Origin of the sequence: Phenylobacterium terrae, assembly GCF_042681205.1 — a bacterium.
In the GTDB taxonomy this organism is placed as follows: Bacteria; Pseudomonadota; Alphaproteobacteria; order Caulobacterales; family Caulobacteraceae; genus Phenylobacterium; species Phenylobacterium terrae.
Genome location: NZ_JBHUEY010000001.1, coordinates 2,187,465 through 2,207,119, shown reverse-complemented (window position 1 = coordinate 2,207,119; position 19,655 = coordinate 2,187,465). Strand labels below are relative to the sequence as shown.

Sequence of the window (19,655 nt, the reverse complement as noted above, 5' to 3'; positions counted from 1 at the left end):
AGGCGGCGCGCCTCCGCGCGCCCGGCAGTCATTCGAGAGCCCGCCCGACCCTTCGCGGCCACGCCACGTTCAGGACAGCTTGATGGATCCCAGGTTCGCCCAGGCCGAGGCGGCGCTGCAGGCCGGCCGCTACGAGGAAGGCGTGCGCCTGACCGAGGCGGCGCTCGAGGCCGACCCCAAGGCGCCGGCGGGGATCTACCGCAGCTTCACCGCCATCCTCTTCCGCCACCGCGACTTTGCGCGGGCGGCCAAGTGGGCCAAGGCCGGCGCCGAGCAGCATCCGAAGGACTCCGAGCTGTTCAACATCCTCGGCGTCGCCCTGCGCCGGAGCGGCCGGCTGAAGGAGGCGCTGCAGGCGCTGGACACCGCCGCCAGACTGAACCCGAAGAACCTCGCGGTCCTGCAGAACAAGGGCAACGTCCTCAACGACCTGAGAGACGGGCCGGGCGCGGTGGAGGTCTTCACCAAGCTGGTCCGCGCCCAGCCGAGCAACGCCGAGGTGCAGCGGGGCCTGGGCCGCGGCCACCACAACAGCGGCGATCTGGCCAAGGCCGAGATGCGCTACCGGCTGGCGGTCAAGCTGAAGCCGGACAACATCGACGGGTGGATCGACCTGCTGTCGCTGCTCAGCGACGCCTTCCGCATGGCCGAGGCGGCCGAGGCGCTGGACCGGGCCATCGCCGCCAATCCGGCCAGCGCCCGCCTGCTGGAGGCCAAGGCGGTGATGCTGCGCCGGGCCGGCCGCCGCCGCGACGCCGACGCCTACCTGACCGAGCTGGCCCGGGCTCATCCGGACGAAGCCTGGATCCACCACCAGATCGGGCTGACGGTCGCCGACTACGACCGCGAGCGGGCCAACCACCACCTGCGGCGCGCCTTCGAGCTGGCGCCCCAGAACCTCGACTTCCGGCTCAGCCTCGCGGAGAGCCTGAACCGCTCGCGCTACGGCGATGAGTCCGCCCACATCGAGGAGGCCTACCAGGTCGTGAAGGGCGGCCTCGACCGGCCGATCACCCACCCGGTGCAGCTGAAGATCGCCAGCGAGGTGCTGATGCGGGTCGGCGCTCACGCCGAGCGCGACCGGCTGGCCACCTTCGCCGAAGCCGGGCGCCGCTGGGCCGAGGCCGGCATGCACGCGCCGCTGCTGGCCCAGATGGCCCGCGTCGAGACGCCCGAGGACCGCCACGAGCTGATCGCCCAGCACCGCATCTGGGGCGACCTCGTCCAGGCCCAGGCGGCCCGCTCGCCCATCTCACGCCCCGGCCCGCGCGCCCCGGACGGCAAGATCCGCATCGGCTTCATGTCCTCGGACCTGCGCAACCACCCGGTGGCCTATTTCGCGCTGCCGCTCTTCGAGCACTACGACCGCAGCCGGTTCGAGCTCTACTGCTACTCCTTCAACCAGGGCGAAGAGGACCAGATCCAGCGGTTCATCACCGAGTCCGTCCACGCCTTCCGCTGGTGGAAGGACATCTCCGACCGCGACGCGGCCGAGCGGATCGCGGCCGACCAGCTGGACATCCTGATCGAGCTGGGCGGGTCGACCCACATGAACAAGTTGCCGGTGATGGCCTACAAGCCGGCCAGGCGCCAGGCGAGCTGGGTGGGCTATCCGCACTCCGCCGGCCCGACCGCCATCGACCACATCGTGCTCGATCCCCACCTGGTGCCGAAGGACCCGCGGCTGCTGATCGAAACGCCCCTGGTCATGCCGAAGACCTGGCTGGCGCTGGGCCGCACCTTCCGCGACGCCCACGTGATCGCCGGCGACCTGGCCGAGGAGCGCAACGGCTTCATCACCTTCGGCACCGCCAACAACCCGCACAAGTACAACGAGCGGCTGATCCGCACCTGGGCCCGCGTGGTGCGCGAGGTCCCCGGCTCCAAGTTCGCCTTCATCCGCCCGGAGGGGAACGCCCCCAGCTTCCGCCAGCACATGGCCGACTACTTCGCCGCCGAAGGCGTCTCGGCCGACCGGCTCGTGTTCCACACCGTGCGCGGGGCCCACATGCCCTTCTACAACGAGGTGGACGTCACCCTGGACCCGTTCCCGCTCACCGGCGGCACCTCGACCTGCGAGGCGCTGTGGATGGGCGCGCCGGTGGTCAATCTGCGGGGCGAGGCCCTGTTCGAGCGGCTGAGCTACTCGATCCTCAGCAACGTGGGCCTGGCCCACCACAGCGCCGAGACGCTGGACGGCTACATCGACATCGCCGTGAAGCTCGCCGCCGACCGCGAGCAGCGCCGGGAGCTGCGCCGCACCCTGCGCGAGCGCATCAAGCAGAGCCCCCTCGGCCAGCCCGAGGCCTTCGCCCGCGACTTCTACGAGATGATCGCCCAGGCGGTGGCGAAGGAAGGGGCGCAGGCGGCCGTCGGCTAGCGCGGCCGCCCCCCTGAGGGCCCGTTCAGGCCGCCGCCGCGTCGAGCAGGGTGGCCTCGCGCGCCGTCTTCAGCGCCTTCGCCCACCAGGCCAGCTCGTCCAGCAGGACGCCGGCGGACTGGGCGAGGTGGGGCATCTCCTCGAAGCTGCGGCCGCCCTGCCAGAGGCCGAGGAAGTCGGCGCCGCCGATATGGACGCCGTTGCGGGTGGGGGCCATCTGCAGCTCGACATTGATCAGGCGCAGCTGCTCGACGGCCCGGGCCGCGCCGACGCCGCCGTAGCCGACATAGGCCGCGGGTTTGCGGTTGAACTCGCGGTAGGCGTAGTCGAGGGCGTTCTTCAGGACGGCGGTCGGGGCCCGGTTGTACTCGGCGGTGACGAAGATGAAGCCGTCGAGGCTGTCGACCTTCGCCGCCCAGGCGCGCGCCACGTCGTCGGCCGGCGCCGCGTAGGCGGGCGACGTGGCTTCCTCGAAGAACGGCATGGGGTAGTCCCGCAGGTCGATCAGCTCGACGTCGAGGTCGCCGCGGGCGGCGGCCAGGTCGTGGATCCACTTCGCCGGCTTCTCGCCGAAGCGGCCCTCGCGCGTGGAGGAGATCACGATTCCGATCTTGGGCTTGGACTGGAGCATCAAACTCACCTTTGGTTGTCTAGTCACCGTTGGTGACCGACATTACATCAGTGAGTGATCCGCCTTCCGCAAGAAGGCACCTTTCCGTAAGCTGGTCACCTCGATGAAACCCGCCCGAACCAACCATCTCCCCGAGGACTGCCGTCCCGTCAGCGAGGTCCTCTCGCGGGTCGGCGACAAGTGGTCGGTGCTGGTCGTGATGCAGCTGAGCGAAGGCCCGCGGCGGTTCAGCGAGCTGAGGGACGGCATCGGCGGCATCTCGCAGAAGATGCTCACCGCCACGCTGCGGGGCCTGGAGCGCGACGGCCTCGTCACCCGCACGGTCTTTCCGACCATTCCCCCGCGCGTCGACTACGAGCTGACCGATCTCGGGCGCGACCTCACCATCCCGGTGCTCGCCCTGGGCGAATGGGCCCAGCGGAACCAGCCGCGCATCGAAGCCGCGCGAGCGGCGTTCGACGCGCGCAACGGGCGGGCGCCCGGCGGCTGAGGATCACCTCCTCAGCGTCTCGACCTCTTCCCTGAGCGCATCGATCTGGCGGGTCAGCGGGGTTCGGAGCGGGCGCGGCTGGGCATGGCTCCGGAACAGCGCCGCCGCGCGCGCTGTTCCTTCAACCGCGGGTTCGCGCCCCCCCAACGCCCGCCCTCGCCCGTCGCCGGCTGACAGGAAGGAGCCGCCGCCCATGCCGCCGCAACCCAGGCGACGCCCGTTCTCAGGTCTGAGGGACTTCCTGAACCAGGAGGCGGCGGGCGGCTATGTGCTGATGGCGGCCGCGGCCCTGGCGCTGATCGCCGCCAACTCGCCCTTCGCGGGCGCCTACTTCGCCGGGCTGGACCGGTACGTGGGCTTCGAACTCGGCCCGCTGCGCATGCGGGAGAGCGTCCTGCACTGGATCAACGACGGCCTGATGGCGGTCTTCTTCCTGCTGGTGGGCCTCGAGATCAAGCGGGAGGTCCTGGACGGCCAGTTGTCACGACCGTCGCGGCTCGTGCTGCCGGGCCTGGCGGCGCTGGGCGGGCTCGCGGTCCCGGCCGGCATCTATCTGGCGCTGAACGCAGGCGATCCGGCGTCCCGGGCCGGGTGGGCCGTCCCGGCCGCCACGGACATCGCCTTCGCCCTCGGGGTGCTCACACTGGCCGGCGACCGCGTGCCCAGTTCGCTGAAGATCCTGCTGACGGCGATCGCGGTCCTGGACGACCTGGCGGCCATCCTGATCATCGCCCTCTTCTACACAGCCGAGCTGCACCTCTGGGCGCTCGGCGGCGCGGCCGCGGTGCTGGCGGTGCTGGTGCTGATGAACCGGCTGAAGGTGAGGCTCATCTGGCCGTACCTGCTGGCGGGGCTCGTCCTGTGGTGGTTCGTCTTCGAATCCGGCGTGCACGCCACCTTGGCCGGAGTGGCCCTGGCCATGACGATCCCGGTCGTCCGCTCTCCGGGCCGGCCGGACGCCTACAAGGCCTCGCCCCTGCACCGCCTGGAGCACAAGCTCCACAAACCGGTGGCCCTGCTGGTGATCCCGATCTTCGGATTCGCGAACGCCGGCCTCTCCTTCGCCGGCCTGTCGCCGACGGACCTGCTGAACCCTGTTCCGCTTGGGGTGGTCCTCGGCCTGTTCGCGGGCAAGCAGATCGGCGTCTTCGCCACCGCCTGGACGGTCGTGAAGCTCGGCTGGTCGGACATGCCGAAGTTCGCGTCGGTGGGGCAGCTCTACGGCTTGTCGGCTTTGTGCGGCATCGGCTTCACCATGAGCCTGTTCGTCGGGGGCCTGGCGTTCGAGGATCCCGCCCTGGTCGACGGCGTGAAGCTCGGCGTGCTGGTCGGATCGCTCGCCTCGGCCCTGGTCGGCCTGGCCTGCCTGCGGCTGTTCGCGCCGAGGACCGCGGCCATCGAGCCCCGGCCGGCCTGACCGCTCCGCCGGCCGCACCGGAGACCGCCTCGGCGATGGGCCGCTAGAGGCGGAAGTACTCGCGCAGCAGGTCCTCGGGCGCAGGGCGCAGGGCCAGCTCGCCGCCGGGAGCGGTGAAGGCCATGGATCGGGGCGGGACCTGGCGGTCGACGATGCGGGCGCCCTGGCTGACGACGCAGCCGTCGCCGACGACCGATGCGCCGATCACCGCGGAGTTGGGGTAGATGATCACCCCCTCGCCGACGGTCGGGATCTTGTCGATGTGCCGGCCGACCGTGGAGTTCTGGTAGAGCACCAGGTAGTCGCCGTAGGTCGCCTTGGCGAGCACGATGCCGACCGAATGGCCGATGAAGAAGTGGGCCGGCATGGCGATCTCGTAGAAGAGGTCGATGCCGTTCAGGGCCTTGTTCAGCAGGAACAGCCGCGTGGCCGAGGCGGCGTCCTTCTCCCGCACCCAGATGGTGTTCGCCAGGTAGTAGAGGTACTGGCAGTACTGGGACGAGTGCAGGTAGTTGAACTCGCCGGGGCGCCAGGCGGCGACCTTGTCGATGCAGGCGATGGTGCGGGCCAGCGCCTCGTCCTGGTGCCGGCCGATGGCCTCGCGCAGCGCCTGGTGGCGGCCGTCGGGCACGAGGTTCGCCACCTGGGCGGTCGTGTAGTCGGCCAGGCTTTGCGGCGTGTGGTCGATCAGCTTCACGCCAGGCTCTCCAGATAGCCGCGGATCACGTCCAGCGCCGGGCGGGGATGGACGCCCAGGTCTCGCAACTTGGCCGCGTCGGCGCAAGGCGGGCGGGGGACCGCGTCGCGGCGGGCGAAGTCCACGCGCCAGCCGGCCTGGGCGAAGATCTCGGCGATCTGGCTGTTGAGGGTGAGCTCGCCGCTGGCGACGTTGACGATCCCAGGGGCCGGCGCGGCCGCCATGGCGATCAGCGCCTCCACCACGTCGTCCACATGGATGTAGTCGCGCGCCACCGTCGGGCTGGAGTCCAGGGTGAAGCTGCGCGCGCCGGCCGCGCGGATCAGCCATTCGGAGAGGAAGCCGGGCGAGCCGGCCTCCCAGTCGAAGACGTTGGAGAGGCGCGCGACGGCGCCCCGGCCGGCGGTCTGGGTCAGGGCGATGTTCTCGCCGAGGGCCTTGGAGAGGTCGTAGATGTGCCGCGGCTCGGCCGGCCGCAGGATCAGCGCGTCGTCCTCGCGGGCGAGCTCGGCCCTCGAGGAATCGTAGAGCCGGGTTGAGGAGAGGACGATCAGCCGGTCGAACCTCGCCCGCTCGGCGAGCCGGGCGACGAGGGTCGCGTGCGCCTCGACGGTGTCGAACGGCCGAGCGGCGTAGTCGGCGGTCAGGCCCGCGCAGTCGTAGACGACGCCCAGGTCCTGCTCGAACACCGCCGGATCGTCGCGGCCGGGACAGAAGGGCGCGATCCCCTGCCCTTCCAGGCGCCGGCGCAGGCGCGAGCCGACGAAGCCGGCCGCGCCGAGGATGGTCGCCTGCGCCACGGCCTCGGCCTCAGAGCCCGTCCACCGGGTGGTGGAGCTTGGGGTCCTTGTGGCGCAGCAGCTTGGGGCTGACGTTCTCGACGATGCGGTAGCCGGGGCGCTCGAACACCGCCGGGTCCTTCACCGCCACCATGTTGAAGCCGTGCGGCGGGCCTTCAAGGTAGACCTTGTCCTGCGGGATCAGCTCGACCGGCTTGCCGGAGAGGTCGACGTTGGAGTTGAAGTCGCGCAGGGCGAAGAGGTGGTAGCCGAGGCCGGTCAGGAATCGGGAAATCTCGGTGTTGGCCATCCCCTGGCTCCAGTCCACGTAGTGCCGGTGCACCTCGTAGACGATGTGCGGCGCGTCAGAGCCGGCCAGGAACCTCTCAGCGCCCTGCAGGGCCGCCAACTCCGCGCCCTCGATGTCGACGACGATCAGGTCCAGCCGGTCGACGCCCTGCGCCGCCAGATAGTCGGCGATGGTCACCGTCCGGAAGGCGTCGGCGGCGCCGGCCTCGGCCTTCTCGGCGGTGGCGAAGGAATCGTAGCCGACCAGCTTCAGGTGCTCGGAGGAGGAGCTCCACAGGCCCTCGGGGCGGGCCACGATGTTGGTCAGGCCGTTGATCTCGGCGTTGCGCATCAGCATCCGCCGCTGGTCCGAGTTGGGCTCGAAGGCGTGGACGATCCCGCCGTTCCTGGCGACCTCGCGGGCGATCAGGATGGCGTGGTCGCCGAAGTAGGCGCCGCCGATGACCACCTGCCGGGCGTCCTTGGCCAGGTCCACGACGATGCGCGAGGTCATCGGCTCCCAGGCGTGATCGGGCACGGCCGGCTCGCTCATCACGAAGTCGCGGGCGATCTTGGAGCGGTAGAGGAACTCGAACGTCACGCCGTTCGAGAGGCTGCGCCGCACCGGCTCGCCCTCCTGATAGACGGCGTCCACCAGCGGGCCGGTGACGTCCTCGCGCAGATCGACGCCGGGCGTGGCGATCTCCTTCTCCAGCGCCAGCAGGTGACGGACGAAGGCCTCGCGCCAGCCGGGGGTGGCGCGGAGCTTCTCGAGGGCGGCGGCGAGCTTTTCCTGGTCCATCGACCTTGGGTTCCTAAAGGTAGTCGGCATAGGCCGCATCGCGCGGCGAGATGACCTTGGGCTCGGCCGGCCAGGCGATGGCGAAGGCCGGATCGTTCCAGCGGACGCCGCGGTCGTGGCCCGCCTCGTAGCGCGGGGCGATCTGATAGACCACGTCCGTCTCCGGCTCCAGGGTCAGGAAGCCGTGGGCGACGCCCTGCGGGATCAGCACCGCGCGCGCATTGTCCGCCGACAGCTCCACCGAGACCCAGCGGCGGTGGGTGGGACTGTCCGGGCGCAGATCCACGGCGACGTCGAAGGCGCGCCCGCGGGTGACCCGCACCAGCTTGGTCTCCGCATGCGGCGGAGCCTGGTAGTGCATCCCGCGCAGGGTGAAGGCGGCGGTGTTGCGCGAGAGGCTGGTCTGGGCCGGGTCGAACGGATGGCCGGCGGCGGCGAACTCGTCCGGGCAGTGCAGGCGCGCGAACAGGCCCCGCTCGTCGCTCGCGGGCTCGATCTCGACGATGACGACGCCGGCGATCTCCGTCTCTTCGAACCGCATCAGTCCAGGACCTGCACGTGCGGCGTGGCGATGACGAAGCGGCCGCCCCAGTCGCGCACGAAGGCCAGCTGGCCGATGATCTCGTCCTTGATGTTCCAGGGCAGGATCAGGACGTAGTCGGGGCGCACCTCGGCGACCTTCTCGGGCGCCAGGATCGGGATGTGGCTGCCCGGCAGGTAGCGGTCCTGCTTGACCGGGTTGGCGTCGAAGGCGGCGACGATGTCGTCCGTCCCCACCCGGCAGTAGTTCAGGAAGGTGTTGCCCTTGGCGGCGGCGCCATAGGCGGCGATCCGCTTCCCCTCGGCCTTGGCGCGGGCGAGGAAGGCCAGGAACTCGTCCCGCACCGCCTCGACCCGCGGCGCAAAGCCCCGGTACGTCTCGATCCGGCCAAGCCCCGCCTCGGCCTCCCGGGCCCGCAGCGCCCGCAGCGCGTCGGTCTCGGCGTGGGCGGCGCCCTGGTGGGCGCAGAAGAGGCGCAGGCTGCCGCCGTGGGTGGGCAGCAGCTCCACGTCGAAGGGGCGCAGCCCGTGGGCCCTCAGCACCTGCTCCACCGCCAGCAGCGACAGGTAGGAGAAGTGCTCGTGGTAGATGGTGTCGAACTGCACCTTCTCGATGAGGTTCAGAAGGTGCGGGAATTCGAAGGTCAGCACGCCTTCGCGCTTCAGCACGCGGCGGAAGCCCTCCACGAAGTCGCCGATGTCCGGCACGTGGGCGAGCACGTTGTTGGCCGCCATGAGGTCGGCGCGCACGCCGCGGTCGGCCAGCGCCTGGCCCGTCTGCGCGCCGAAGAACATCACCTCGGTGGGCACGCCCCGGGCGCGGGCGGCCTCGGCGGTGCCGAGGGTGGGCTCGATGCCCAGCACCGGCACGCCCATGGCGACGAAGTGCTGCAGCAGATAGCCGTCGTTGCTCGCCACCTCGACGACCAGGGAGTCCGGCCCGAGGCCGAACCGCTGCGCCATCGCCGCGGCGTAGCGGCGCGCATGCTCGACCCAGCTGGCGGAATAGGAGGAGAAGTAGGCGTAGCCCTCGTCGAAGATCTCGTCGGCGGCCACGGGATCGTCCACCTGCACGAGGAAGCAGCTGGAGCAGACGCGGGCGTGCAGCGGGTAGGCCCGCTCGGTCCCCGCCTCGAGCTGCTCGCGGGTCAGGTTGCTGTTGGCCAGCGGCTGGTCGCCAAGGTCCAGGAAGGTCTCGGTCAGCGGGGCGCGGCAGAAGCGGCAGAGGGGCGTCATCGGCCGCCCTCGTAGAGCGCGATCTGCTCTTCGCAAAGGGCGCGCGCGTCCTCGCCCGCGCCCTGGCGGCGATACCAGTCCATGGTCAGGCGCACGGCGGCCGGGCCCTCGAGGCGGCTTTCGAAGCCGAGCGCCCGGCCGGCGAGGCTGGTGTCCACCGCCAGCGCCTTGGCCTCCAGCGAGGCGGGATCGGGTTCATGGATCCACTGTTTGGCGCCGAGCGCCTCCACCGCCAGGCTCGCCAGTTCGCCGACGGTGACCTGCGGCCCGTCCGGGCGGGGGCCGAAGTTGACCGCGCGCGGCGTCGCGGGATCCCCCGCCAGCCGCTCGAGCAGCACGAGGTAGCCGGCCAGGCAGTCCAGCACGTGCTGCCAGGGCCGGGTGGCCTCGGGATGGCGCAGGACCACCGCCTCGCCGGCCCGGGCCGCGCGGACGATGTCGGCCACCAGCCGGTCGCGGGAGAAGTCGCCGCCGCCGATGACGTTGCCGCCGCGGGCCGTGCCCACCGCCACGCCGGCGCGTTCGAAATAGCTGCGGGCGAAGCTGGCGGTGACGATCTCCGCCGCGGCCTTGGAGGCCGAGTACGGGTCCTTGCCGCCCAGGCAGTCGGCCTCGGCGAAGGCTCGGCCGGAGTCGTTGTTGGCGTAGACCTTGTCGGAGGTGACGACGAGCGCCGCCTTCAGCGCCCGCTGGCCGCGTAGCGCCTGCAGCAGGTGGGCCGTGCCCATCACGTTGGCCGCGAAGGTTCCGACCGGGTCCTCCACCGAGGCCCGCACGATCGGCTGGGCGGCCATGTGCAGCACGACATCGAAGGCCTCGCCGGCGACCGCGGCCTCGACGGCGGCGGCCTCGCGCAGGTCGAGGATGTGCGAGCGCACCAGCCCCTCCACGCCGGCCAGCTCGAACAGGCTCGGGTTCTGGTCGGGCGCGAGCGCCAGGCCGGTGACCTCGGCGCCCATGCGCGTCAGCCAGATCGCCGCCCAGCTCCCCTTGAACCCGGTGTGGCCGGTGAGCAGGACCTTCTTCCCGCGCCAGAAGGCGGAATCGGGGCGCGTCATGGCCAGTTGCGCCAGGGCGCCTTGCCCGAGGCCCACAGCGCCTCGAGGTGGTTCTTGTCGCGCAGGGTGTCCATGGCGGCCCAGAAGCCGTCGTGGTGGTAGGCCATCAGCTCGCCGTCCCGCGCCAGCCCCTCCAGGGGTTCCAGCTCCCAGGAGGTGGCGTCGCCCTCGATCCGATCGACCACCGCCGGCTGCAGGACGAAGAAGCCGCCGTTGATCAGGCCGTTGTCGCCGGGCGGCTTCTCGATGAAGCGGCGCACATGTCCCTCGTCGATTTCCAGGGCGCCGTAACGGCCCGGCGGGGCGACCGCGGTCACCGTCGCCTGGCGCCCGTGATTGCGGTGGAACTCGGCGAGCGCGCGCAGGTCCACGTCGGCCAGACCGTCGCCGTAGGTGAAGAAGAAGGGCTCGCCAGGATTGAGGTACTTCGCCACCCGCTTCAGCCGCCCCCCGGTAAGGGTCTCGGGCCCGGTGTCCACCAGAGTGACGCACCACGGCTCGTGATTGGTGGCGTGATACTGCGTCTCGCCGGTGGCCAGGTTCACCGTCAGGTCCGCGTTGTGCAGGACGTAGTTGGCGAAATACTCCTTGATGACGTAGCCGCGGTAGCCGAGGCAGATCACGAAGTCATTGAAGCCGTGCTGCGAGAACAGCTTCATGATGTGCCAGAGGATCGGCCGCCCGCCGATCTCGATCATCGGCTTGGGCTTGAGGTGGCTCTCTTCCGAGATCCGCGTCCCGAGGCCCCCGGCCAGGATCACCGTCTTCATTCGTTCGCCTTCTTGGCGCGCGCCCGAGTCGCGCCGGCCTACTTAGCCGGACCGGCGGCGGATCAGGAAGCGATACGCCGCCGCGCCCCCGATATCCCCGCTCATCCCGGCGGAGGCCGGGACCCAGAATGGCGGGCGCGGGGGCGGGCGCCACGAACGCAGCGCCGGTCCAGCCAGTTCAGAGCCTTGGATCTGGGTCCCGGCCTTCGCCGGGATGAGCGGTGTTGAGGGAGCGGGGTGCGCCCCTCAGTACGGCACCTTCCACTCGTCCATCCACGGCGAGGTCTTGGCCTCGTCGGCGAAGCGATAGGCGAAGCGGTGCTGGTTCTTGTCGGTCCAGGCGTAATGGTCCTCGAACACCTTGGTCTGGATGTTCTCGGTGTCGCACTGGCAGGCGCTGGCCGGACAGGGGCGCGGCCCGTCGAGGAACTCGATCTTCGGCGAGACGGTGAGGTCGCCGAGGATGCGGCCGTGCTCGGCGCCGCCGCAGGGCTTCACCACGCCGTAGGGGTCGATGAACAGGTATTTGAAGCCGGCGTTGCACAGGCCCGGCTTCTTCAGATTCAGCAGGAACTCGTAGTCGTGGCGCGAGTAGATCACCTCGCGCACGATCGCCCGCTCCTCCTCGGTGTAGGCCTGCGGATAGAGCTTGCCCTCGTATTCGCCGATGAAGGGTTGGATGAAGTGGTCGACGCCGACGGCGGCGAACTTCTCCTTGATCTCGCGCAGCTTCGGCAGCGCCGGCGGATAGGCGACGCTCATCGTCGTCAGATCGTAGTAGGTGGCCAGCTCCTGGGCCGCGGCCACCCAGGCGTCGGCGCTCTTCACCTCGGTCGGGTGGTAGCTGGCGACGAGGGCCACCTTCTCCTTGGGAATGCCCTTCAGGATCCGGGCGTACTGCTGCGGGTGGAAGGAGAGGTTGGTGATGAGGTTGAGGACCTTGACGTGGTCGCAGGCCGCCAGCTTGCGGGCGCCCTCCACCAGGACCTTGGAGATGAAGAACTCCCCGCCCACTCCGATGCGCAGGTTGATCGGGAAGTCGAGCTTGCAGAGGTTGTCGACGACCTGGAGGTAGCGCTCCTCGCTCCAGGGGCTCTCAGGGCGGCCCTCCGGCGGGGCGTGGCCGGCCACGCAGTAGGGACACTTGTAATTGCAGACCGGGTAGTCGGTGTAGAACCGCACGTTGATCACCCGCTCGCGCGCCGGATCGGCGGCGGGCGGAGCGGCCTGCGGCGGCGCGTGCGGGCGCACCAGCTCGGCCACCGGCGCGGGGGCCGCGGCCGGCGCGGGCGGCTCGGCCATCAGCCGGCCCCCGAAGATCCGCTTCAGCGACAGCTCAGGCATATTGTCTCCCGGCCCAGGGGACGTCGTAGCCCAACAGCTCCACGTCCTCGGCGAATCGGTTGCGCACCAGTTCGACCGTCTCCTCGTCGTAGTAGTCCTCGACCCGGCCCCGTGTCGACGCATTGACGCGCGGCAGCACCTGGCGGGCGATGCCCAGCCGGTCGCAGACGGCGTCGAAGTCGGCCTGCAGGGTCTCGTAGCGCATGAGGTGGTCGAAATTGCGGACGACCTCGGCCAGCGGCTGGCCGGGACGCTCGCGCAGGAAGTAGGTCATCGGCGGCGCGCCGTTGAGGAACTCCACGAAGCTCTCGCGGGTGAAGCCGCCCACCTGCCGGTGCGGCGAGAAGTAGTAGGAGATCGCCCACTCCCACGGATTGCGCACACAGGCGAACTTGAAGAGCCGCGCGTAGGTCTCGGCCGGCAGCTTCTCGCGGTACTCCGACAGCGGGCTGTGCTTGGCGAAGCCGTAGGTCGGGTTGCGCACCTCGAACCGTTCGACGCCGTCCTGGTAGGGCTCCTTGGCGAGGATCTCGTCCTCGGAGTAGCGCCTGAGGATGTTCTGGATGGAGTTGCCGCCGGTCTTCGGCACGTGGACGAAGAGGAAGGGCGGGGTGAGCGCCATCATGTCCCCACCTCCGGTCCGGGAACGCCCGCCGGGCGCGGGGCCTGCGGAAGTGAATGCGGATGCGGCAAGCTCGATACCAATCCCGTTGCGGCGTGGCCCTGCGGCCCTTGGATGCAGGCGCAGCTCACTTAGGTAGCCCGAGTCCGCCGCACAATCGCAACGGCGCCACACTTCCGTCCGCCGGTCTGGCCAGCCTCGCGCCCACATCGCCAGGGAGACCCAGCATGCGCCTTCGCCATCTCGCCTTCCTCGCGCTCGTCGTCGCCGGCTGCTCGCCGGCCGCCTCGGACGGATCGGGCAAGGACGCCCCGGCGGCGCAGGCGGCGGCTCCGGCCGCGGCGACGGCCGCCCCGCCCCCCGACGGGGCCCCACGGCTGGTCTTCCCGGTCGCCTGCAAGGTCGGGGAGAGCTGCGAAGTGCAGAACTATGTCGACCGCGACCCCGGGCCGGGGGTGAAGGACTACATGTGCCTGAGCCGCACCTACGCCGACCACGGCGGCGTCGACATCCGCCTGCCGGACCTGGCGGCCCAGAAGCGCGGCGTCGACGTGCTCGCGGCGGCGGCCGGGACGGTGCTGCGGGTCCGGGACGACATGCCGGACGTCTCGGTGCGGCAGAGCGGGACCGGCGCCGTGGACGGCCGCGACTGCGGCAACGGTCTGGTCATCGACCACGGCGGCGGCTGGGAGACCCAGTACTGCCACATGGCCCAGGGGAGCCTGAGGGTGCAGCCCGGCCAGACGGTGGCCGCGGGCGAGCCGATCGGGCGGATCGGCCTCTCCGGCATGACCGAGTATCCGCACCTGCACATCACCGTGCGCCGCGCGGGAACCGTGGTGGACCCCTTCGCCCCGGCCGGCGGCGACACCTGCCGGGCGCAGGATGCCCTGTGGGACCCAGGGGCGATGGCCCAGATGGCCTACAAGCGCCAGACGGTGCTCAACACCGGCTTCACGTCGCAGGCCGTGCAGATGGAGGCCCTGGAGGCCGGCGCCCTGCCCCCGGCCGGCGGCGACGCGCCCGCCCTCGTGGCCTATGTGCGGGCCATCAACCTGGAGCCCGGCGATGTGCAGGAGCTGGTCCTGCGCGGGCCGGCCGGCGCCGTCCTGGCCGCCGGCAAGGCCGAGCCGATGCCGCGGGCGCGGGCCCAGCACATGATGTTCGTCGGCAAGAAGCGGCCGCAGGAGGGCTGGCCGCAGGGCCGCTACCAGGCGACCTATCGGGTGGTCCGCGGCGACGGCCAGGAGGCCGTGCGAAAGACCTTCGAAATCAGTCTCTGAGACCGCTTCCGTAGCGCCACGGTCTGGGATAAGCTGGGCGCGTCAGCCTAGCTCTCCATGGCTGTGTCGCTTTGGCCGGGTCGTAGAAGCACAAGCTTCGCGGCCCGGCCTTTCGCTTTTCGGGGGTCGGCTAGTGGCCGCCGCCGGGCCGCTCGCGCAGCACCAGCACGCCGATCGCGGTCGCCACGACCGCCACGAAGGCCGAGCCCAGGAAGCCGGTCTTGGTGCAGAACAGCAGGGTCAGGAACAGCACCGCCACGGCGGTGGCCAGCGAACCCCACTTGGTCAGGGCCATGACCAGGTGGAAGGTCGAGGTCTGCTCCGAGATGTCCATCTCGCCGCGGTGGTAGTCGGAGGCAGGTCCGGCCATGGGCTTACGTCGTCTCTTTCGTCTGAACTGTCGAACTTGCGCCGGGTGCTACACGAGAGCGCCGCGCCGCTCAAGCCGGCCAGGCCGCCAGCAGCGCCCGAAGGGCGGCCACCAGGGCCAGCGGCTGATCGACCATGATGTGGTGGTTGGAATCGGGGATGGCGATCTGGATCATGTCCTCGGGCAGCGGCGATCCCCCGCCCTGCAGGCGCCGCTGGGCCACGCCGGACTTCTCGCCGTAGATGTGGGCGATCGGCACCTTCACCACGGGGCGGCCGCCTTCGGAGAGCCGGTTCATCGCCGTGCGGTCCAGCTTGTTCCACATGGCCGGGTCGAACCGCCAGGTCCAGCCCATGCCCGAGCCGTCCTCCAGAGGCGCCTGCTTCAGCGATTTGCGGGCGATGTAGTCGGCGACGAACAGGTGGCCCGGCGCCTGCGGCGGCATGAAGCGGAAGCGCTTCAGCGCGGTCGGGATGTCCGGGTAGACCCGGTTGGCCCGGTCGGTGGTGGGGATGTTGCGCACCCGCTCGGCCCGGCGCTCCATCTCCTTCTGCTGGGCCGGCGGCGGGCCGCCGAAGCCGGTGTCCACCAGCACGGCCGCGTGCATGCGGTCCGGATGGCTGGCCGCGGCGAAGAACACCTGCGAGCCGCCGAACGAGTGGCCGATGTAGATCGGCTTGCGGCCGCCCTCGTACAGCCCCGCCGCCCGGGCGCAGGCCTCCGCGTCCTCGGCGAAGTCCTGGAAGGCGTAGGTCTCGCGCCAGTCCGAGGCGCCCATGCCGGCCAGGGACATGGAGGCCACCCGGTAGTCCTGGGCCAGGAACGGGGCGATGAAGCTCCACCAGTCGGCGTGCGCCGAGTTGCCGTGCACCAGCAGCAGGCCGGGCTTGCCGATCTCGCCCCAGGTCAGCAACTCGATCCTGGTGCCGAGGGATTCGACGAACCGGCGCTCCGGCTCCTGGGCGATGGCGTCCTTGAACCACTGGGGCGCCTCGGGCTCGCGCCCTTCGAAGGGCGCCAGGGGCGACTGCACCTCCGGCGGCAGCTCTCCGGGCTCGGTGTGGACCGGGCGGTCGTCGAAGGCTTCCGGCTTGACGGCCGGCGATGCGTCTTCGGCCATCAGCCGCTACCCCTCGCTATCGCACAAAAGAATGCGGATGCTGACTAACGGGCGTTTGAGAAATGGCAAGCGCCCAGGAGTCACAGCTCAGCCGCAACCGCGGCGGCGCCCCGGCCGTTGACCTCTCGCATTCGTGATTGAACAGGAGCTCGTCATGACCTCGTACAAGCCTGCCCGCATCCTCGGCCTGGCCGCCGCCGTCGCCTTCGCCGGCGCCCTCTCCGCCTGCGGCGGGCGCGAAGCCGAAAGCGAGACCGCCACCTCCGAGGCCGAGGTGTCCACCGAGGCGCCGCCGGAACAGGTGACCGACGCCCAGCTCAAGGCCGCCGCCGACGAGGCCGCCGCCGCCGCCGCGGCGGGCGGGGCGACCACCAGCACCGCCCCGACCATGGACCCGGCCGCGCCCGCCTCCGGAGCACCCGCCGCCCCGGGGACCACGACCGCTCCGACGACGACCACTCCGGCCGCACCGGCCTCGGGGTACTGACCCTAGACCTCTCCCCCCGCTCAGCGGGGGGAGAGGGTTGGGTGAGGGGGGCCTCTCCGCCTAGAGCGGCGCTGACCTGAACTCGCCGGCTCCGCCGGCTCGCCCCCTCACCCTACCCTCTCCCCGCCTTGCGGGGAGAGGTCACGAAACCAACGCCTCGAACTCGTCGACGAGGCGCTCCATCTGCTTCACGCCGGCGGCCCAGAAGGCCTTCTCGCGGGGATTGAGGCCGAAGGGCTTCAGCGCCTCGACGTAGGTGCGGGTGCCGCCGGCGGCGAGCAGCTCCTCGTAGAGAGGGGCGAAGCCGGCCGGGTCCTCGCGCCGCTTCTCCATCAGCCCGCGCACCAAAAGGTCCCCGAACGCGTAGGCGTAGACGTAGAACGGCGCATGCACGAAGTGGCTGATGTAGGCCCAGTAGTGCTCGTAGCCGGGGTTGAGCCGGATGGCCGGCCCCAGGCTGTCGCCCATCACCTTCATCCACAGCTGCGAGATCTCGTCGGGCGACAGCTCGCCCTGCGCCCGGCGGGCGTGGAACTCGGTCTCGAACTGGTGGAAGGCGATCTGGCGGAAGACGCTGTTCAGCCCGTCCTCGATCTTGCCGGCCAAGAGGCCGCGTCGCTCGTCGGGCGTCGCCTCGGCCAGGAGCCGCTCGAACACCAGCCCCTCGCCGAAGATCGAGGCCGTCTCGGCCAGGGTCAGCGGGGTGTCGGCCAGCAGGGTGCCGAGCGGGGCGCAGAGGGTCTGGTGGACGGCGTGGCCGAGCTCGTGGGCCAGGGTCAGCACGTCCCGCCGCTCGCCCATGTAGTTCATGAACACGTACGGGTGCTTGTCCGAGGTCACCGGGTGGGAATAGGCGCCCGACTGCTTGCCGGGCCGGGGCCGGGCGTCGATCCAGGGCTGGGCGAAGAAGCTGCGGGCGCTATCGGCGAAGCGGGGCGCCAGGGCGGCGAAGCTGTCCAGCACCATCGACTGGGCCTCGCTCCAGGTGAAGGTGCGGGGCGCGCTGGTGTCGAGCGGGGCGTTGCGGTCCCAGTAGTCGAGCTTGGACCGGCCCATCACCTTGGCCTTGAGCCGATAGTAGCGGTGGCTGACGGCCGGATAGGACTCCACCACCGCGGCGACCAGCGCGTCGACCGCGTCGGCGTCCACCTCGTTGGCGATGTGGCGGGAGGCGGCCGGCGTCGGATAGCGCCGCCAGCGGTCCTCCACCTGCTTCTCGAAGGCCAGGGTGTTGAGGGCCAGCGACAGCACGGGCGTGCGCTCGGCCAGCGCCTTGGCAAGCCCCTGGGCCGCCTGCTTGCGCCGCTCGGGCATGGGATCGGAGAGGCGGTTCAGGGCCTCCGGCAGGGTCAGGGTGTCGCGGCCCGCCTTGGCCGTCAGCCGGGCCAGGGTCTCGTCGTAGAGACGCACCCAGTTGGCCACCGCCGGGCTGCGGTCCAGCAGGATCCGCTCCAGGTCGGGGCTCAGCTCGTGCGGCCGCGACAGCCGCACGCGGCGCAGCCAGGGCCGCCAGATCCCCGCCTTCGGATAGGCGTCGAGCGCCGCGTCCAGCTCGGCGTCGTCCAGCTGGTTGATCTCCAGCGTGAAGAACAGGGCCAGAGAGGCGATCTCGGCGGTGCGGGCGCGCAGGTCGGCCTCGAACTTGGCCCAGGCCGGATCGTCGCGGGCGGTGGAGGCGGCCAGGCCCGCGAAGGCGCCGACCGCGCCCAGCAGGTTGGCGCCGCGCTCGTAGAGGCGGACGCCCTCGTCCAGCAGACCGCCCAGGCGGGCCGCGTCGGCGCGGGCTTCGATCAGCTTGCCTTCCAGCTCGGCGAGCGCCTCGGCGGCGGTCCTCGCCTCGGCCAGGTCGGCGGCGATCTTCGGGTCCTCGCGGCCGGCGTAGAGGTCGTCGAGCCGCCACTGCGGCAGGGCGTCGGGATTGAATGGCGCGTTCATGGGGCCGGTATAACCGATGGCGCGGATCGGAACGACGGGGTTCGCGCCCGGGAGATGCGTTCGGCGGCGATTAGGACGCCTGCGGTGCGCGGGCCAGGGCGTCGGCCAGCCAGCGCCGCAGCGCCGCCACCTCGTCGCGGATGACCTCTTCGTCGCGCAGCGCGAAGCCGAGGGCGAAGGCGCCTTGCGTGCCGGCCATCAGGTGGACGGCGCCCGACCTGGCCGCGGCGGCGTCGAGGCCGGCGGCGCGGAACTGCCGCTCCAGCCACGCGAGCATGTCCCGGAAGACCTGGGCCGCCGGGGCCGCATCCAGGCCCTCATGGCTGAGATCGGCGGCCAGCTGGGCCACGGGACAGCCGAGCTGGGCGCGGTCCCTGGCGATGCGGTCGGCGCCGTCCAGGAAGGCGCCCAGCCGGGCGGCCGGCTCGTCCAGCGCCTGGTCCAGGCCGCTCAGGAAGGCCGCGAAGAAACCCTGGTGCCGGTCCGCGACGGCCGCGCAGAGCGCCTGCTTGGTGGGGAAGTAATAGAACACGCCCCCCGCCGGGACGCCCGCCCGCTGCGCCACCTGGGCCAGGGTGGCGCCGCCCACGCCGCTCTCGCGGAACAGGGCCTCGGCCGCCGCCAGCAGCTTCTCCCTGCGCCTTCGGCCTCGTTGCTGCGCCATGGAATATTCCAAGTGAGTTGACTCACTTATTTTGGCATGGGAGGACTCCGCCGTCCAGAGAGGAGCCCGCCCATGCAGGCCGAAATCGTCGCCGCGCTTCCGAAATCCGTCGCCGGGGTGGCGGTGCCCGACACCGCCGCGGCCAAGGCCGCCGCCCGGCTGTGCGCCGAGCACAGCCCCGGATTCCTCTACAATCACTGCCTCAGGACCTACGCCTTCGGCAGGCTGCTGATGGCCCGGCAGGGGATGGCCTGCGACGCCGAGCTGACCTTCATCGCCTCGGCGCTCCACGACCTCGGCCTGCTGGAGCCGTTCATGACCCCGACGCAGCGGTTCGAGGTGGACGGCGCCGACGCCGCCCGCGCCTTCGCGCTCGAGCACGGGTTCTCGGACGCCGAGGCGGACGTCGTCTGGGACGCGATCGCGCTGCACACCTCGCCCGGCATCGCCGTCCGGAAGCAGGCCGAGATCGCCTTCGTGCACATCGGCGCGGGCGCCGACGTGTGCGGGCTGGGGATGTCCCTCATTTCGCCCGATGACGTGGCCGAGGTGCTGGACGCCTGGCCCAGGCTGCAGTGCAAGACGCAGTTCCACCGGCTGATGCTCGAGGTCTGCCGGCGCAAGCCTCAGGCCCAGGCGCTGACCTTCACCGCCGAGCTCGGACGGGCCCACATCCACGGCTTCGCCTGCCCGACCTTCGAGCAGCTCATGGCCGCCGCCCCGTTCGACGAATGACCACCGC

20 protein-coding genes are annotated in these 19,655 nt (G+C 71.0%); 6 read left to right on the top strand and 14 right to left on the bottom strand.

The features are described from left to right. Positions 1-82: 82 nt before the first annotated feature. Entirely contained in the window at positions 83-2,380 is a 2,298-nt protein-coding gene (locus tag ACFSC0_RS11075) for an O-linked N-acetylglucosamine transferase family protein (protein ID WP_377282874.1), read from the top strand. Between the two features lie 25 nt (positions 2,381-2,405). On the opposite strand, the gene ACFSC0_RS11070 is transcribed toward ACFSC0_RS11075, so the two are convergent. Further along, positions 2,406-3,011: an NADPH-dependent FMN reductase gene (locus ACFSC0_RS11070; RefSeq protein ID WP_377282875.1), complete on the bottom strand. Its 606-nt coding sequence runs from the start codon at positions 3,009-3,011 to the stop codon at positions 2,406-2,408. Positions 3,012-3,114: 103 nt separating this feature from the next. Here ACFSC0_RS11070 and ACFSC0_RS11065 point away from each other — a divergent pair, with 103 nt between their 5' ends. Both ACFSC0_RS11065 and nhaA read left to right on the top strand, forming a co-directional pair. Continuing rightward, positions 3,115-3,501, top strand: coding sequence for a winged helix-turn-helix transcriptional regulator (locus ACFSC0_RS11065; RefSeq protein WP_377282876.1), 387 nt, complete (start codon positions 3,115-3,117; stop codon positions 3,499-3,501). Positions 3,502-3,694: 193 nt separating this feature from the next. Further along, a complete protein-coding gene (gene nhaA, locus ACFSC0_RS11060; protein WP_377282877.1) occupies positions 3,695-4,918 on the top strand; it encodes a Na+/H+ antiporter NhaA in 1,224 nt (407 codons plus the stop codon). 43 nt (positions 4,919-4,961) lie between these two features. Here nhaA and ACFSC0_RS11055 read toward each other — a convergent pair whose 3' ends face one another. From ACFSC0_RS11055 to ACFSC0_RS11015, 9 genes are all read right to left on the bottom strand, one after another. Continuing rightward, positions 4,962-5,615: an LbetaH domain-containing protein gene (locus ACFSC0_RS11055; protein ID WP_377282878.1), complete on the bottom strand. Its 654-nt coding sequence runs from the start codon at positions 5,613-5,615 to the stop codon at positions 4,962-4,964. Continuing rightward, complete coding sequence (locus ACFSC0_RS11050) at positions 5,612-6,415, bottom strand: NAD-dependent epimerase/dehydratase family protein (protein ID WP_377282879.1); 804 nt, start codon at positions 6,413-6,415, stop codon at positions 5,612-5,614. The genes ACFSC0_RS11055 and ACFSC0_RS11050 overlap by 4 nt, the downstream gene beginning before the upstream one ends. Before the next feature lie 10 nt (positions 6,416-6,425). Next, positions 6,426-7,484, bottom strand: coding sequence for an FkbM family methyltransferase (locus tag ACFSC0_RS11045; protein WP_377282880.1), 1,059 nt, complete (start codon positions 7,482-7,484; stop codon positions 6,426-6,428). 13 nt (positions 7,485-7,497) lie between these two features. Beyond that, positions 7,498-8,025, bottom strand: coding sequence for a dTDP-4-dehydrorhamnose 3,5-epimerase (rfbC, locus tag ACFSC0_RS11040; protein ID WP_377282881.1), 528 nt, complete (start codon positions 8,023-8,025; stop codon positions 7,498-7,500). Continuing rightward, positions 8,025-9,260 (bottom strand): methyltransferase domain-containing protein, encoded by a 1,236-nt coding sequence (locus ACFSC0_RS11035; protein ID WP_377282882.1) that lies wholly within the window; start codon positions 9,258-9,260, stop codon positions 8,025-8,027. The genes rfbC and ACFSC0_RS11035 overlap by 1 nt, the downstream gene beginning before the upstream one ends. Continuing rightward, a complete protein-coding gene (rfbG, locus tag ACFSC0_RS11030; protein WP_377282883.1) occupies positions 9,257-10,318 on the bottom strand; it encodes a CDP-glucose 4,6-dehydratase in 1,062 nt (353 codons plus the stop codon). The genes ACFSC0_RS11035 and rfbG overlap by 4 nt, the downstream gene beginning before the upstream one ends. After that, positions 10,315-11,088 carry a glucose-1-phosphate cytidylyltransferase gene (gene rfbF, locus ACFSC0_RS11025; RefSeq protein WP_377282884.1) on the bottom strand — a complete coding sequence of 258 codons (774 nt, stop codon included), beginning with the start codon at positions 11,086-11,088 and terminating at the stop codon, positions 10,315-10,317. Before rfbF ends, rfbG begins: the two co-directional genes overlap by 4 nt. 246 nt (positions 11,089-11,334) lie before the next feature. Beyond that, complete coding sequence (locus ACFSC0_RS11020) at positions 11,335-12,432, bottom strand: hypothetical protein (protein WP_377282885.1); 1,098 nt, start codon at positions 12,430-12,432, stop codon at positions 11,335-11,337. Continuing rightward, positions 12,425-13,057, bottom strand: coding sequence for a sulfotransferase family 2 domain-containing protein (locus ACFSC0_RS11015; protein WP_377282886.1), 633 nt, complete (start codon positions 13,055-13,057; stop codon positions 12,425-12,427). The genes ACFSC0_RS11020 and ACFSC0_RS11015 overlap by 8 nt, the downstream gene beginning before the upstream one ends. Positions 13,058-13,281: 224 nt before the next feature. On the opposite strand from ACFSC0_RS11015, the gene ACFSC0_RS11010 reads away from it, so the two are divergent. Next, positions 13,282-14,337: a M23 family metallopeptidase gene (locus tag ACFSC0_RS11010; protein ID WP_377282887.1), complete on the top strand. Its 1,056-nt coding sequence runs from the start codon at positions 13,282-13,284 to the stop codon at positions 14,335-14,337. 130 nt (positions 14,338-14,467) lie between these two features. On the opposite strand, the gene ACFSC0_RS11005 is transcribed toward ACFSC0_RS11010, so the two are convergent. Then, positions 14,468-14,707, bottom strand: a complete 240-nt coding sequence (locus tag ACFSC0_RS11005) for an aa3-type cytochrome c oxidase subunit IV (RefSeq protein WP_377282888.1) — start codon at positions 14,705-14,707, stop codon at positions 14,468-14,470. 70 nt (positions 14,708-14,777) lie between these two features. Then, complete coding sequence (locus ACFSC0_RS11000; RefSeq protein ID WP_377282889.1) at positions 14,778-15,827, bottom strand: alpha/beta fold hydrolase; 1,050 nt, start codon at positions 15,825-15,827, stop codon at positions 14,778-14,780. A 154-nt stretch (positions 15,828-15,981) separates the two neighbouring features. Between ACFSC0_RS11000 and ACFSC0_RS10995 the strand changes: the two genes are divergently transcribed. Continuing rightward, positions 15,982-16,314, top strand: coding sequence for a hypothetical protein (locus ACFSC0_RS10995; RefSeq protein WP_377282890.1), 333 nt, complete (start codon positions 15,982-15,984; stop codon positions 16,312-16,314). 141 nt (positions 16,315-16,455) lie between these two features. Here the strand turns inward: ACFSC0_RS10995 and ACFSC0_RS10990 are convergent, their stop codons facing one another. Both ACFSC0_RS10990 and ACFSC0_RS10985 read right to left on the bottom strand, forming a co-directional pair. After that, positions 16,456-18,249 carry a M3 family oligoendopeptidase gene (locus ACFSC0_RS10990; RefSeq protein WP_377282891.1) on the bottom strand — a complete coding sequence of 598 codons (1,794 nt, stop codon included), beginning with the start codon at positions 18,247-18,249 and terminating at the stop codon, positions 16,456-16,458. Between the two features lie 70 nt (positions 18,250-18,319). Next, on the bottom strand, positions 18,320-18,913 hold the full coding sequence (locus ACFSC0_RS10985) for a TetR/AcrR family transcriptional regulator (RefSeq protein WP_377282892.1): 594 nt from the start codon (positions 18,911-18,913) through the stop codon (positions 18,320-18,322). A 72-nt stretch (positions 18,914-18,985) separates the two neighbouring features. Between ACFSC0_RS10985 and ACFSC0_RS10980 the strand changes: the two genes are divergently transcribed. Further along, the gene (locus tag ACFSC0_RS10980; protein WP_377282893.1) at positions 18,986-19,648 is read left to right on the top strand and encodes an HD domain-containing protein; all 663 of its coding nucleotides are present in this window, start codon (positions 18,986-18,988) and stop codon (positions 19,646-19,648) included. The last annotated feature ends 7 nt before the right edge of the window (positions 19,649-19,655 follow it).

What these genes read in the sequence shown, in the direction of transcription:
- ACFSC0_RS11075 (WP_377282874.1), top strand. Translation starts at nt 83, where the DNA reads ATGGATCCCAGGTTCGCCCAGGCCGAGGCGGCGCTGCAGGCCGGCCGC.
- ACFSC0_RS11070 (WP_377282875.1), bottom strand. Translation starts at nt 3,011, where the DNA reads ATGCTCCAGTCCAAGCCCAAGATCGGAATCGTGATCTCCTCCACGCGC.
- ACFSC0_RS11065 (WP_377282876.1), top strand. Translation starts at nt 3,115, where the DNA reads ATGAAACCCGCCCGAACCAACCATCTCCCCGAGGACTGCCGTCCCGTC.
- nhaA (WP_377282877.1), top strand. Translation starts at nt 3,695, where the DNA reads ATGCCGCCGCAACCCAGGCGACGCCCGTTCTCAGGTCTGAGGGACTTC.
- ACFSC0_RS11045 (WP_377282880.1), bottom strand. Translation starts at nt 7,484, where the DNA reads ATGGACCAGGAAAAGCTCGCCGCCGCCCTCGAGAAGCTCCGCGCCACC.
- rfbC (WP_377282881.1), bottom strand. Translation starts at nt 8,025, where the DNA reads ATGCGGTTCGAAGAGACGGAGATCGCCGGCGTCGTCATCGTCGAGATC.
- ACFSC0_RS11035 (WP_377282882.1), bottom strand. Translation starts at nt 9,260, where the DNA reads ATGACGCCCCTCTGCCGCTTCTGCCGCGCCCCGCTGACCGAGACCTTC.
- rfbG (WP_377282883.1), bottom strand. Translation starts at nt 10,318, where the DNA reads ATGACGCGCCCCGATTCCGCCTTCTGGCGCGGGAAGAAGGTCCTGCTC.
- rfbF (WP_377282884.1), bottom strand. Translation starts at nt 11,088, where the DNA reads ATGAAGACGGTGATCCTGGCCGGGGGCCTCGGGACGCGGATCTCGGAA.
- ACFSC0_RS11020 (WP_377282885.1), bottom strand. Translation starts at nt 12,432, where the DNA reads ATGCCTGAGCTGTCGCTGAAGCGGATCTTCGGGGGCCGGCTGATGGCC.
- ACFSC0_RS11015 (WP_377282886.1), bottom strand. Translation starts at nt 13,057, where the DNA reads ATGATGGCGCTCACCCCGCCCTTCCTCTTCGTCCACGTGCCGAAGACC.
- ACFSC0_RS11010 (WP_377282887.1), top strand. Translation starts at nt 13,282, where the DNA reads ATGCGCCTTCGCCATCTCGCCTTCCTCGCGCTCGTCGTCGCCGGCTGC.
- ACFSC0_RS11005 (WP_377282888.1), bottom strand. Translation starts at nt 14,707, where the DNA reads ATGGCCGGACCTGCCTCCGACTACCACCGCGGCGAGATGGACATCTCG.
- ACFSC0_RS11000 (WP_377282889.1), bottom strand. Translation starts at nt 15,827, where the DNA reads ATGGCCGAAGACGCATCGCCGGCCGTCAAGCCGGAAGCCTTCGACGAC.
- ACFSC0_RS10995 (WP_377282890.1), top strand. Translation starts at nt 15,982, where the DNA reads ATGACCTCGTACAAGCCTGCCCGCATCCTCGGCCTGGCCGCCGCCGTC.
- ACFSC0_RS10990 (WP_377282891.1), bottom strand. Translation starts at nt 18,249, where the DNA reads ATGAACGCGCCATTCAATCCCGACGCCCTGCCGCAGTGGCGGCTCGAC.
- ACFSC0_RS10985 (WP_377282892.1), bottom strand. Translation starts at nt 18,913, where the DNA reads ATGGCGCAGCAACGAGGCCGAAGGCGCAGGGAGAAGCTGCTGGCGGCG.
- ACFSC0_RS10980 (WP_377282893.1), top strand. Translation starts at nt 18,986, where the DNA reads ATGCAGGCCGAAATCGTCGCCGCGCTTCCGAAATCCGTCGCCGGGGTG.